The sequence below is a fragment of the Escherichia sp. 94.0001 genome (assembly GCF_013369155.2).
GTDB lineage: Bacteria > Pseudomonadota > Gammaproteobacteria > Enterobacterales > Enterobacteriaceae > Escherichia > Escherichia coli_F.
This window is the reverse complement of record NZ_JABWMS020000088.1, coordinates 1-12,073: the sequence shown is the minus strand read 5'-3', so window position 1 is coordinate 12,073 and position 12,073 is coordinate 1. Positions and strand designations below refer to the sequence as shown.

The window sequence follows — 12,073 nt, the reverse complement described above, 5'->3', positions numbered from 1 at the left end:
GCGGCGTGAACGCCTTATCCGACCTACGTGAAACCTGTAGGCCTGATAAGACGCGATAAGCGTCGCATCAGGCATGACGCTCCAGACGCCAACAACTTACTGCTGTGACGCCTGTTGAAACAGATTTTCCCACATATCGGTCACCAGCGCCTGGTCTCGCGGCGACAACTCACCGGCACCAATGGCTTTTTCCAGACTCTGGCTAACGGTCGTATGTACCGCCTGGGCGGAGTGGTCATCACCACTTTCCAGTTCTGCGATGGCTAATGTCAGGTGGCCACGCAAATACCCACTGGCAAACAACTCATCATCACTGGCATGGTCAACCATACCGTCGATTAATGCCAGAATGCGTGATTCAAACTCCGCGATCATCTTCTTTCCTCATTGTAAAACGTGGCGCAGGCTTCAGTTGAGCGCTTCCGGCCACGGGAACTGTTCCGCCGTAAGTTCCGGCGTGTGATAATAATTTTGTAGTGCTTTAATGAAGCGTGCCGGACGCTCGGGAATACCGTTTGCCAGATAATCCATCACCTGTGCATGTACCCGCCGTTGAAATACCACGCGGTCCGGTTCGAAATCCCCTTCCAGATTGTCGCAACTGACATTAAACGGATATCCCGCCGCCACACAGAACAACCAGTCCAGCGCCTGCGGCTTCACTTCAACAGCTTCAAACTGGCCTTGCGTTTGGGCATCGCGTCCGTCCGGACAATACCAGTAGCCGAAATCAACCAGCTCACGGCGCGCTTTCCCGGCAATACACCAGTGCGAAATCTCATGAATTGCGCTGGCATAAAAGCCGTGAGCAAAGACGATTCGGTTATACGGTACTTCCGCATCAGCAGGAAGATAGATCGGTTCGTCGTCGCCTTTAATCAGACGGGTATTAAATTCATCGGCAAAGCAGCTATTAAAAATTTCAATCAACTGCTCATAGTGGTGTGTACTATTCATTAGTTCATCCCCAACCAGTGGAGGATCTCCTGTCCGTGGCTATCATAAAGTAATTTGGCACTCATCACCGCCGAGACAATAACAATCATCGGGCGAATCAGCTTTTGTCCTTTGCTCAACACCAGTCTTGACCCCATGCGCGCGCCGAGGAACTGCCCCACCAGCATCACAAATCCTGTCGCCCAAATCACTTTGCCGCCGAGAATAAACAGCAGCAAACCGCCGATATTAGACGTTGCGTTGAGTAATTTGGCGTGGGCCGTGGCTTTGGCGAGGTTAAAGCCGCACAGCGTAACGAAGGCTAACGCGTAAAACGATCCGGCAGCCGGGCCAAAGAATCCATCGTAAAAACCAACGCAGCCCCCTGCTACCAGCGCAAATGGCAGTCCATACATCCGACGCTGGCGATCTTCTTCTCCCAGTTTGGGCATCAGTAAGAAATAAAGACCAATACAAATCACCAGAATGGGCAAAATCTGCCGCAAGACATCAGCCTGAACGTACTGTACCAGCAAAGCGCCGCTCATTGAGCCGATAAAGGTCATGGCGATATTAAGTTTCTGATCGCTTAAGCTAACCACTTTGCGGCGAATAAAATAGATAGTGGCAGAAATAGAACCACCGCAGGCTTGCAGTTTATTGGTTGCCAGCGCGTTAGCCGGAGACATCCCCGCCGCCATTAATGCCGGAATGGTGAGTAGCCCACCGCCCCCGGCAATAGAGTCGATAAATCCCGCCAGTATGGCGACAAAAAAGAGGAGTCCCAGTAATAGCGGGGAAACCATAAACAGGCTATTAAACGTTTCCATTAGATCACGTGCTCATCCAGTAGCGCCTGGCAGGAAGGCGGCAACGGAGGCGGTGTCTTCTTCTCAGGCTTTGTTGGTCCCGGTTTTGGTGGTTCAAACCAGCTTTGCAGTTCTGCCCCGCAACCATCGCCCGGTGGCGGTAAAGGTTGATCTTCACACTCCAGGCTATCGGCAGGACAACGTAATCGTACATGCATATGGGCGCGATGCTGGAACCAGGGCCGCACTTTGCGTAACCAGTCGCGATCGGTGCCCGCATCAAGGCAAAGTTGTTGTTTAATCGCCGGATTAACAAAAATGCGCGTGACGTCTTTGTCCTGCGCGGCGAGTTTAATCAAGCTGAAAATTTCGGGCTTCCACAGCGTGGGGACAACGTGTTTACCGTCGCGGGAAACCAAATCTAATGCTTGCGGGCGCAAGAGTTGCGCGGAGGTCCAGCGTTTTTTCGGCAGTTGCAGGAAGATGTCCACATCCAGTCCGGTCTGATGACTGGCGTGACCGCCATTGAAACGCCCACCAGCAGGCATTCCCATATCGCCAATCAGCACCGTGCCCATACCCAGATTGCTCACCTGGCTACTCAGACGCTGGATAAACATCACCAGGTCCGGGTGCCCGAAATAGCGACGCTGATCGGTACGCATGACCTGATAATGTTCGGACTGTATCGGCAGCGTATCAGCACCGACGATACAGCCATTAGAAAAACTGCCTATCGATTGTGCGCTACCCGGCACAGGTTGGGTTATTTTTTGCCACGGCGTCGCTGCCAGGCTGGCGCTACTGGCAAGCAGGGCCAGCAGCGCAATCGCAGTTTTGTTCATTTTTACCAGCGTGGAATATCAGTCTTCACATCAGCATTTTGCGCCCGTTGACGTAACAGGTGATCCATTAAAACGATCGCTAGCATCGCTTCCGCGATCGGCACCGCGCGGATCCCAACACAAGGATCGTGACGGCCTTTGGTGATCATCTCAACTTCTTCGCCAAAGCGGTTAATGGTGCGTCCAGGCACAGTAATGCTGGAGGTCGGTTTCAGCGCCATATGGGCAATGATTTGCTGCCCGCTGCTGATGCCGCCGAGAATACCGCCCGCATGGTTGCTCTGGAAACCGTCTTTGATGATTTCGTCACGGTTCTGGCTGCCACGCAGCGCTACCACGTCAAAACCATCACCAATTTCCACACCTTTCACCGCGTTAATGCTCATTAGCGCATGGGCGATATCAGCATCAAGGCGATCAAAGACCGGCTCGCCAAGTCCGGCAGGGACGCCACTGGCCACCACGGTGACTTTCGCGCCAATAGAGTCGCCCTCTTTTTTCAGCGCGCGCATCAGTTCATCTAAGGCTTCGATTTTGTCCGGATCCGGGCAGAAGAATGGATTTTGCTCGACCTGAGACCAGTCTTTGATTTCCAGCGGAATGTCGCCCATTTGGGTCAGACAGCCGCGAATTTCAATACCAAATTTCTCAGCGAGATATTTTTTGGCAATCGCCCCTGCTGCAACGCGCATGGCGGTTTCGCGAGCGGAAGAACGACCGCCGCCGCGATAATCGCGCAGGCCATATTTTTGTTCGTAGGTGTAATCGGCATGGCCTGGACGGAAAACGTCTTTAATTGCGCTGTAATCCTGAGAACGCTGGTCAGTGTTTTCGATCAACAAACCAATGCTGGTGCCGGTAGTAACGCCTTCAAAAACACCGGAGAGAATTTTGACCTGATCCGGCTCACGACGCTGGGTGGTATAGCGCGATGTCCCAGGGCGACGACGGTCGAGATCGTGTTGCAGGTCCGCTTCCGTCAGCGGAATACCTGGCGGAACACCATCGACGATGCAGCCGAGCGCCAGCCCGTGCGATTCGCCGAAGGTGGTTACGCGAAAGAGTTGTCCAATTGTGTTTCCAGCCATCACGGCTCCGTTATTGTTGTGTTTGCGTGTTTACTTAATCTTTATAAATCGCGAAATGTTCTCGTGCAGCAATAAGCTGCTCTTTGGTGAGCATAAACACACCATCACCGCCGTTATCAAACTCCAGCCAGGTGAACGGAACATCCGGATATTGTTCCATAAGATGTACCATGCTGTTGCCGACTTCACAAATCAGCACGCCATCATCAGCAAGGTAATCTGCCGCATTACCGAGAATACGACGCGTCAGTTTCAGGCCATCAGTACCAGATGCCAGACCCAGTTCCGGCTCGTGACGGTATTCATTTGGCAGGTCGGACATATCTTCCGCATCAACGTACGGCGGGTTAGTGACGATCAGGTCGTACTGCACTTTCGGCAAGTCCCGGAACAGATCGGAACGAATCGGAATGACGTTGTGGATCAGACCATGTTCTTCGATGTTCTGTTCAGCAACCGCCAGCGCGTCAGGAGAGATGTCTACCGCGTCGACTTCTGCTTCCGGGAAGGCATAAGCGCAGGCAATCGCAATACAGCCGCTTCCGGTGCACATATCTAAAATGTGTTGCGGTTGCTTGCTGATGAGTCCGGCAAATTTATTGTTGATAAGTTCACCAATCGGCGAGCGCGGCACCAGCACACGTTCATCGACGTAAAATTCATGGCCGCAGAACCAGGCTTTGTTGGTCAGGTAGGCCACCGGAATGCGTTCGTTGACGCGGCGGATCACGCGTTCAACAATACGATGTTTTTCGCTGGAAGTCAGACGCGCGGTGCGCATATCTTCCGGAATATCCAGCGGCAGGTAGAGCGATGGCAGCACCAGTTGTACGGCTTCATCCCACGGGTTATCGGTGCCGTGGCCGTACCAGATATTTGCCGCGCTGAAGCGGCTCACCGACCAGCGCAACATGTCCTGAATGGTTTGCAGCTCATTTACTGCTTCATCAACGAAAATTTTATCCACGTATTCCTCCAGGGCATGGTCGCATTAATTTCGGCGGCTAGTTTGCCATGAAGATGACGATAAATCAGCATTCACGCGCGGTGAGTGAGGAAAAATACGTTTAAAACGATCGATTAGACGACGAGTCGGGTAAACTGTAGGAAAATTAGAAATGAGAGATGTAAATGAAAAAGAAATCATCACTTAGCGAGGAGGACCAGGCGCTGTTCCGCCAGTTGATGGCGGGAACCCGCCAGATAAAGCAGGACACCATTGTCCATCGGCCGCTGCGTAAAAAAATTAGCGAAGTACCGGTCAAGCGGTTAATTCAGGAACAGGCCGATGCCAGCCATTATTTCTCCGATGAGTTTCAACCGTTATTGAATACCGAAGGTCCGGTGAAATATGTCCGTCCGGATGTCAGCCACTTTGAAGCGAAGAAACTGCGCCGCGGCGATTATTCGCCGGAGTTGTTTTTAGATTTACACGGTTTGACGCAGTTGCAAGCTAAGCAGGAACTTGGGGCTCTGATTGCCGCCTGCCGTCGTGAACATGTGTTTTGCGCTTGCGTGATGCATGGTCATGGTAAGCATATTTTGAAGCAGCAAACACCGCTGTGGCTGGCGCAACATCCGCATGTGATGGCGTTTCACCAGGCACCGAAAGAGTACGGCGGTGATGCAGCTTTATTAGTGTTGATTGAAGTGGAAGAGTGGTTGCCGCCTGAGTTGCCCTGACATCATTATCAACATGCACTTTCACCGACCAGCTAACTGGTCGGTGAAAGATTAACATTACAATTCATTTAAGACATACTGGAAACGGCACGTAGAATCAATCGGTTGCCGACTACTGGTATTCACCTTCACCACAATGTCGTGGAGTTTTCTATCCGTTAACGGTTTACGTGTCGGTGTGACTGTCACCTCTGCATTATCGCAACCATAAGAGGTAAACGTTAATAAATCTGAAACTGCACGACAGTATGCTCCTCTGGCATCAAAATTACTGCCATCGCAGAGATTGCCACTTTCCATCAGATAGGTCGAAAGCGTTGTTGTGATGGTTGAACCATTGGATTGTAATTGCAACGTTTTAGAATGGCTAACATAACTATCACTCCAGGAGATATCATAGGAAGATACTGGAATTGTTGGACAAACAGTACGACTCACTGTTGGACTTGTATATGCACTATATCCATTAGCCTGTGAAACTGAATAAAAAGAGGCAATCCATGGGCAGCCATAATCATCAGATGATACCGTGATACTAAAATTCATAAATCCACATTTATATATAGACGTATTGATACCTGGGCAATTTGAGGTGGCTGTATTGCCAAAGTCAGTCAGCACTATCTTTGGTGCCGGACCAGAGCCGGTCCAGGATATGACTTTGAGAGTGTCACCTCTTCTTGCGCCTGAATCATATTGACCATAAGCTACTTCTTTTGGCGTTAATACCGTAACATAGAAATATAAAGTGCCCAGCATACTGATGTTATTTGTTGCATAATATATTTCTGTCGAGGGAAAGTTTGAGCTGTAGAGCTTATCACCCGCATAGCTCTTTGGGGTTCCTAAACTGAGAGCAAGTAATATCAGACTTGCGAAACAAATCATCCATTTTTTCATATTATATATACTCGAAGGTTGCCGTCAGGTTGGCGGTAAAATCACCCATCGTCACTTCCCGACCGCTTTTCGCCTGTAACCAGGCCCTGAAATTAATGTCATTACTGCCATCGCTAAGCGTGAATTTCGCCCCGGTTGGGTCGTTAATCGCCACCCGTACACCGTCAGTTGTCTCCATCCCAATCCCGACGCCCTGCGCGGTTGATGTGGTATCCAGCGCCAGGAAACCGGGCTGTTCACTGTCTTCCGTACCGGTAAGGGTCACCTGGACCTGATAACTCGCAGGCCCCTTACAATCTTTCAGCTTAAACACCACCGGCACGTGCGCAGACTCCCCCGCAGCCATAAGATCCCGACGACTGATAGTCGGAAAATGGACTTCGGCCAGATTTCCGCTCTCAACCACCAGCGTACAAGAGCGGCTAATTAAATTGCCGTAAAAATGCAGGTTGTTGTCCACGGCCAGGGCACGCGTGCTGCCGATCAACAGCAGGCCCGCTAACAGCCCATAGCCGAGCGAACAAATACGTTCTGTCTTCATTGATAATCCACCCGCAATGTTGCATAGGCTGAAAACGTGGTATCACTCAGCACCGCATCGGCTGACTTCACTGGCACGGCTTCCAGCTTCGGCTTTTGGGTAAAATCGGTGGCGTTAATAGTAAGCGGAGTATTCAGCTTAAAAGGCTGACCATCGTGCTGAAGCTCAATACCAAAGCCGGGAACGTCTGTTTCGATAGCCGAGTCATTGTAGGCGGTCTGCGTACCCGTCCAGGTGAGTGTCATATTCCACTCGGGATCGCGCGTGTCAGAGTCACAGCTCAGGCCATATACCACTTCCTTGCGACCATAGTCTCCGTTGATACTATCGATAATGAGATCGCGAAATTCCACTTCGAGGGTCTTTCCATCGCTGATAGCACAGGCAGGCGGTGCCACCAGCGTACCGTGGAAGGTGATGTCATCGTCAGACGCCAGCGCAACGCCACCGCAGGTGCAGAGTAAAAGTAACAAGCGTTTTTTCATTGGTAATCCACCACCATCGTCATACTGGCGTTAAATTCCGCAGGCGTAAGCTGCGCTCCACTCTGTTTTACCGGCACCGCTTTGAGATTGGGCAACTGGTTAACATTAAAATCAGACCAGTTACCTTCACCCACTCTGAACAGAGAGTTATCAGCACCATTTTCAATGCGAATGCCCAGGCCGGGTATTTCGGTCGCAATGACAGTTTCCCCGTTAATCACGGTGGTAGTGCCTTTAAGCTGCATCCGCAGATCATCAATACCTGAAGCCCTGCTACTACAGTTCAGGGTATAAAACGGCTGCGTGGTGCGGTAATTCGTGCCATTGATTTTGCTAATGTAGACTTCGCCAAATTGCACATTGCTCCCCTTTACGGAACAGGGCGGTGGCCCATCCACCAGAACGCGCAAAGACAATGACACCTGTTTACTTTGCCCTGCGACGGCAAGGTTCCCCATCAGCCAACCGCTCAGGAGAAAAATGCCCGTTCCCACCAGAAACGTGTATTTCATAAGACTCTCCCGGCATCAGCCTTTGCGGCTTTGCTCTGCATCCACCTGGCAATTATTGCCAGTGCATTTAAAGTTCAGCGACAATCGCGCGCCGTAGTCGTTGACGTAAGTCAGCACCGGCACAGTGTCCATCTTCACATTCAACGGTGCGGACGATTTCGGCGGCATGACCAGCGGCGTAAACCCAGCCGCCGGATTACCATTTTTCTGTGTGCTGGCATTGCTGATAATCACGTAATAGGGCGTGGGGTTATTGACGGTGAACGCCTGACCATTGCGGGTTAACGTCACCTTGTGCTGCCACGGGTCTCTCATGTTAATTTTTGCCAGTGCCTTTGGTCGCCAGAACAATTTGATACGCGTTTGCAGGGCAATTTGCAGCGTATTAGGTTTGTTCGATTTTGGCGGGATTTCACGCACGTTAAAGTAGAACATGCTCTCACGATCGGCAGGTAACTTGTTGATATCCGGCATTCCCTGGACTTTTACCTGACCATTCATCATCGCATCAATACGCTGTACCGGCGGCAGTACCGTAAGTGGCGAGCTGATTTTGTTACCCTTTTCGTCCTCCATCCAGCTTTGTGCCAGGTAGGGCTGCTTCGGGTCGTTATTGCGCAACGTGACGCTAATAGATTTGTCGCCTTCATTGAAGACCAGGCGTGTACGGTCGGGCGTCACCGATGCGTGGGTGGTAAAACTGGCGGCCGCCACCAGCAGCGCCAACGCAGGGGCAGCGCGTGTTGCAGAGCGAGTCAATGTATACATGGATCAATCCTTAATCACGTTATTGGTTTGCTGAAATAGCCATGGGTTCCGCGCCAGGTGTGACCTGCTGCGTTTGTTCCTGAATCATCGGTTTAATCTCTGCCGGAGCCGCAGGCATCACCGTGCCTTGTTGCTTGCACTGCAGTAACAGGCCGTTGAACAGGTCGGCGGGCAGCGGGTCTGGCAGTGAGATCTCACAGTGAGGTTCGCCATTCCACGAGACACGCATGTGTTCGCCCGCTTTTACCCCGGCCAGATAGACGTTGCCGTCATCATCAACCAGGCCGACCTGCTGGTCATGTTCGTTTCTCACTTCCGCACCAAATGGCGGGTAACTGCCATCACTCATGCGCAGGACAGCCATCGCCTTTTGCCCACTGATGACCGCAAATTGACGGTAGCCAATAGCGCCTTCGGTAAGCGTCGCCTGCACCACTGACTGCGTGGCTTCGGCGTCTTCTGGCAGTCTGGTCAGGTCAATCGTGGCCTGGTTACGGTAGTAGTTATTGACGTCGGCAACGACAGCTTTACCAAACATATTGGTGTACACCGCTGCACCATTTCCTTCGACCGGTACGTCCGCGACACCGTCAGCGTCTATCAGCAGTCGCGTACCGCCCATATTTTGAGTACGGTGCAACGCGCCACCGTGAGCCGTGAGCGTAGCGCCGCCCTGTAGCGACAACCCGGCAGAGGTGTACTGCCCTTCATGGTAGTTGGCATTGAGATCCACATGGGCCATTGAGCCGTCACGGCTGTAATAACCATCCACGCTGGAGTGATTTTCACTGTTGCCCACGTTTATCTGATAATGACTGGCGTCATCGATACGACTGAAATACCCTACCTGGCTGCTGTCTGAACCGCTGCCGTAGTTGCCGTTGTAACTCACAACGCTGCTATCGCCCCACGGCATACTTAAGGAGATGTAGACGCCTTTGTCAGCGCTATCGTCATACTCGTAGCGATAACCGGTCAGAGAGATACTCATGTTCCGAATGCCGCCCATATTGAAATAGTGGGAGAGCATTACGTTGTAGTTGGTCTGTTCATCACGATCCCAGTAGGTGTGGCGCGTATAGTTCAGGTAAACAGAAACACCGGCATCCCTGAAGTTCTGGTTATAGGTGGCGGTGTACATCTCTTTATCATTGCCAGAGCGAACCATTGCGCTGTCATTTGCGTCCAGATACTCGCTCATGGTCATATAGTTCTCTTCCGAGAAGCGGTATCCGGCGAAGGTGACGCGGCTGTTGAGTTCATCAAAGTCTTTGGAGTAACTGACTCTGAAAGAGTTACCGTCGAGCGTGCTTTTTCCGTAAGCGGTCGAATCGTCAAGTCGGGTATGCGAGTGGGTGATATCAAAGGCCATCGCACCGAAAACGGAAAGATCGCGACCAATCCCAAGCGCGGCTGACTGGTAATTTTCATCGCCAAGCGCCCCGCCATACAGTGACCAGCCGTTTGCTATCCCCCAGGACGCTTCGCCACCGGAAAAGAACCCGCCTTGCACATGGTGCCCCCACTCCTGTGGTCGCCCCATCATAATTTTGTAGCGCACCTGGCCCGGGCGAGTCAGGAACGGCATGGAGGCGGTGCTGATGTCATACTCCTGCACCTGACCGTTCACCTCTTCAATGCGCACATGCAGCGTACCAGAGCTAAAATCGGCGAGATCCTGGATACGGAATGGCCCGGCTGGCACCTGGGTTTCATAGATTACGCGCCCGGCCTGGCTAACGGTGACTTTCGCCGCCGTATGGGCCACGCCGGAAATATCCGGAGCATAGCCGCGCAGATTCGGCGGCAGCATTTGATCGTCAGTACTGATACTACCGCCGATGTAGTTAAAGCCATCGAAAATATCGGAATCGAGGTAATCTTCACCGAGTGCCAGCTTGGCTTTCAGACTCGGTAACGCGCGCCAGGCGTAGTAACGGCTCCAGTCCCAGTTTCTTTCGGTGCTGTCTTCCGTCTCTTCATCATTACTGCGGGTATGCTGATAATCGCTCTGCCAGTCGGCTCGCAAGCGCCACGGCCCGAGGTTAACGCCAACCGTACCGTTGCCACTGATATCGTTGCTGTCATCACCGCCATTTTCTTCGTGTCGGGTTTGGGCGTTGATGCTGTAATCGGCAATTAAACCTGAGATGCCATCATCCCAGCGCGAGGGAGGGTCCCAGTCGACATCGCTGTATTCAAGATAAGCCTGCGGCAAACTGATAAGGAGTGCGGACTGGCTTAAGTCAGCGCGCATTTCCAGACCGTCAAATTGGCCTGGCTTGAGGCATTTACCGTCGTGAACCCATTGCAAATTTTTCGCAATGTCTTCTTTGAAACCAAGCAGTGCCACCAGGTCTGGCGACAGGCAGGCGTAAGTCTTATTGGCATCATTTTCTGTTGCATACCAGTAAATATCATATTCACCGGGTAATGGCTGTTTATTCACCTCAACCTGTAAACTGTATTTACCCGGTTCAACATAACCCTGGCTTGAAAAGCGTTTTAGATCGATTTTCGTGTCGCCTTTTAATTCCAGAAAACGGGAATCAAACTGAATATCTTCATCAGCCCAGGCATTGATATGGCATCCAGAGATGGCCACGGCAACGCACCAGGGAAGCGCCCGTAAGCGGAAAAGGGAATGGTCAGGCATACACGTATTCATCCGTGATTATTATAATAAGTCCAAAAACTCGCCAAAATCCCCCATAGCGAGATGCTATGGGGGTGAATTACCTTAGAGATAGGTAATCTGGAAAGTGGTATTCGCTTCAAAACCACCCAGGTCAGGCGTACCCGTCGCACCGACTAACCAGGCTTTGAAGTTCAGAGTCTGTTTAGGTTTGCCTTTATTGGTTGCTGAGTCATTTACGATCGCCTGTTTAATGCCAGCACCGCTTTTATAGGAAGTACCTTGCTTATCACCAATCGCCAGGCTTACATTGTTAAACGCAGCACCTGTATCGGTATTAAAAATAGTGTAGTAATTCTCGTTTCCCGTAGAAACGTTACCGGTGAACGTCGTTTCCATGTTCGTTTGGGTATCAAATACGCAGTCCTGCAAACGAATCTGAAAATCTTTCGGCGTGGTAGTCCCGTTGTTTTTCAGTACTTCGGCACCGATGTTACCTAAATCCACTTCCAGTTTGTGATCGTCTGGAACGATAGAGCACGGGGAGTCTTCAATGGTGCCGTAGAAACGTGCAGTACCGTTGTTGCCTGCAGCAAATGCTGACGCGGAGACAACTGCGCCCATCACCATTGCGGCAGCAATGGCTGTTTTGGCAAACTTACTCATTATTTGTCCTTAAATCATTAAAATGTATAATACAAGCAACTGACATAATATTATTGTATATATTATGTCTGACGCTTTTAGTTAACCATTGAACATCATATGTCCCAAATAATCATAGAATGTAAACAGATATTCTCTGGTGTGTCGTTATGTTGGTCTTATCTTTAAGAACAATCAATGTAGTAATGCTTAAACACTTATGTAG

14 protein-coding genes are annotated in these 12,073 nt (G+C 51.1%); 1 reads left to right on the top strand and 13 read right to left on the bottom strand.

Annotation, left to right across the window (positions count from 1 at the left end):
* Window positions 1-96 precede the first annotated feature (96 nt).
* Genes HEN33_RS22670 through prmB form a run of 6 tightly spaced genes read right to left on the bottom strand, consistent with a single transcriptional unit; the run spans window position 97 to window position 4,645 of the window.
* The gene (locus HEN33_RS22670; RefSeq protein WP_000559764.1) at window positions 97-375 is read right to left on the bottom strand and encodes a YfcL family protein; all 279 of its coding nucleotides are present in this window, start codon (window positions 373-375) and stop codon (window positions 97-99) included.
* A 33-nt stretch (window positions 376-408) separates the two neighbouring features.
* The gene (gene epmC / locus HEN33_RS22665) at window positions 409-957 is read right to left on the bottom strand and encodes an elongation factor P hydroxylase (RefSeq protein ID WP_176263704.1); all 549 of its coding nucleotides are present in this window, start codon (window positions 955-957) and stop codon (window positions 409-411) included.
* A complete protein-coding gene (locus tag HEN33_RS22660) occupies window positions 957-1,766 on the bottom strand; it encodes a sulfite exporter TauE/SafE family protein (RefSeq protein ID WP_000447348.1) in 810 nt (269 codons plus the stop codon). The genes epmC and HEN33_RS22660 overlap by 1 nt, the downstream gene beginning before the upstream one ends.
* Window positions 1,766-2,590: a penicillin-insensitive murein endopeptidase gene (gene mepA / locus HEN33_RS22655; RefSeq protein WP_176263705.1), complete on the bottom strand. Its 825-nt coding sequence runs from the start codon at window positions 2,588-2,590 to the stop codon at window positions 1,766-1,768. The genes HEN33_RS22660 and mepA overlap by 1 nt, the downstream gene beginning before the upstream one ends.
* Before the next feature lie 2 nt (window positions 2,591-2,592).
* On the bottom strand, window positions 2,593-3,678 hold the full coding sequence (aroC, locus tag HEN33_RS22650) for a chorismate synthase (protein ID WP_176263706.1): 1,086 nt from the start codon (window positions 3,676-3,678) through the stop codon (window positions 2,593-2,595).
* A 34-nt stretch (window positions 3,679-3,712) separates the two neighbouring features.
* Complete coding sequence (gene prmB, locus HEN33_RS22645; RefSeq protein ID WP_001298774.1) at window positions 3,713-4,645, bottom strand: 50S ribosomal protein L3 N(5)-glutamine methyltransferase; 933 nt, start codon at window positions 4,643-4,645, stop codon at window positions 3,713-3,715.
* Between the two features lie 164 nt (window positions 4,646-4,809).
* Here prmB and smrB point away from each other — a divergent pair, with 164 nt between their 5' ends.
* Window positions 4,810-5,361 (top strand): endonuclease SmrB, encoded by a 552-nt coding sequence (smrB, locus tag HEN33_RS22640; protein WP_000730533.1) that lies wholly within the window; start codon window positions 4,810-4,812, stop codon window positions 5,359-5,361.
* Window positions 5,362-5,418: 57 nt separating this feature from the next.
* Here the strand turns inward: smrB and HEN33_RS22635 are convergent, their stop codons facing one another.
* The 7 genes from HEN33_RS22635 to HEN33_RS22605 form a co-directional block, all read right to left on the bottom strand.
* On the bottom strand, window positions 5,419-6,261 hold the full coding sequence (locus tag HEN33_RS22635) for a StfH/YfcO family fimbrial adhesin (RefSeq protein WP_176263707.1): 843 nt from the start codon (window positions 6,259-6,261) through the stop codon (window positions 5,419-5,421).
* Window position 6,262: 1 nt separating this feature from the next.
* Window positions 6,263-6,802 carry a fimbrial protein gene (locus HEN33_RS22630; RefSeq protein ID WP_176263708.1) on the bottom strand — a complete coding sequence of 180 codons (540 nt, stop codon included), beginning with the start codon at window positions 6,800-6,802 and terminating at the stop codon, window positions 6,263-6,265.
* Complete coding sequence (locus tag HEN33_RS22625; protein WP_074578741.1) at window positions 6,799-7,287, bottom strand: fimbrial protein; 489 nt, start codon at window positions 7,285-7,287, stop codon at window positions 6,799-6,801. The genes HEN33_RS22630 and HEN33_RS22625 overlap by 4 nt, the downstream gene beginning before the upstream one ends.
* Entirely contained in the window at window positions 7,284-7,799 is a 516-nt protein-coding gene (locus tag HEN33_RS22620) for a fimbrial protein (protein WP_105287750.1), read from the bottom strand. Before HEN33_RS22620 ends, HEN33_RS22625 begins: the two co-directional genes overlap by 4 nt.
* A 15-nt stretch (window positions 7,800-7,814) precedes the next feature.
* A complete protein-coding gene (locus HEN33_RS22615) occupies window positions 7,815-8,567 on the bottom strand; it encodes a fimbria/pilus periplasmic chaperone (protein ID WP_088541247.1) in 753 nt (250 codons plus the stop codon).
* 19 nt (window positions 8,568-8,586) lie between these two features.
* Window positions 8,587-11,223 (bottom strand): fimbrial biogenesis outer membrane usher protein, encoded by a 2,637-nt coding sequence (locus HEN33_RS22610; protein WP_176263709.1) that lies wholly within the window; start codon window positions 11,221-11,223, stop codon window positions 8,587-8,589.
* Window positions 11,224-11,307: 84 nt separating this feature from the next.
* Window positions 11,308-11,868 (bottom strand): fimbrial protein, encoded by a 561-nt coding sequence (locus tag HEN33_RS22605; protein WP_032184725.1) that lies wholly within the window; start codon window positions 11,866-11,868, stop codon window positions 11,308-11,310.
* Between the last annotated feature and the right edge of the window lie 205 nt (window positions 11,869-12,073).

Excerpts from the sequence above, each read along its gene's own strand:
- HEN33_RS22660 (WP_000447348.1), bottom strand. The coding sequence starts at position 1,766 with ATGGAAACGTTTAATAGCCTGTTTATGGTTTCCCCGCTATTACTGGGA.
- HEN33_RS22670 (WP_000559764.1), bottom strand. The coding sequence starts at position 375 with ATGATCGCGGAGTTTGAATCACGCATTCTGGCATTAATCGACGGTATG.
- HEN33_RS22610 (WP_176263709.1), bottom strand. The coding sequence starts at position 11,223 with ATGCCTGACCATTCCCTTTTCCGCTTACGGGCGCTTCCCTGGTGCGTT.
- mepA (WP_176263705.1), bottom strand. The coding sequence starts at position 2,590 with ATGAACAAAACTGCGATTGCGCTGCTGGCCCTGCTTGCCAGTAGCGCC.
- epmC (WP_176263704.1), bottom strand. The coding sequence starts at position 957 with ATGAATAGTACACACCACTATGAGCAGTTGATTGAAATTTTTAATAGC.
- HEN33_RS22615 (WP_088541247.1), bottom strand. The coding sequence starts at position 8,567 with ATGTATACATTGACTCGCTCTGCAACACGCGCTGCCCCTGCGTTGGCG.
- HEN33_RS22630 (WP_176263708.1), bottom strand. The coding sequence starts at position 6,802 with ATGAAGACAGAACGTATTTGTTCGCTCGGCTATGGGCTGTTAGCGGGC.
- HEN33_RS22635 (WP_176263707.1), bottom strand. The coding sequence starts at position 6,261 with ATGAAAAAATGGATGATTTGTTTCGCAAGTCTGATATTACTTGCTCTC.
- HEN33_RS22620 (WP_105287750.1), bottom strand. The coding sequence starts at position 7,799 with ATGAAATACACGTTTCTGGTGGGAACGGGCATTTTTCTCCTGAGCGGT.
- HEN33_RS22605 (WP_032184725.1), bottom strand. The coding sequence starts at position 11,868 with ATGAGTAAGTTTGCCAAAACAGCCATTGCTGCCGCAATGGTGATGGGC.
- aroC (WP_176263706.1), bottom strand. The coding sequence starts at position 3,678 with ATGGCTGGAAACACAATTGGACAACTCTTTCGCGTAACCACCTTCGGC.
- HEN33_RS22625 (WP_074578741.1), bottom strand. The coding sequence starts at position 7,287 with ATGAAAAAACGCTTGTTACTTTTACTCTGCACCTGCGGTGGCGTTGCG.
- smrB (WP_000730533.1), top strand. The coding sequence starts at position 4,810 with ATGAAAAAGAAATCATCACTTAGCGAGGAGGACCAGGCGCTGTTCCGC.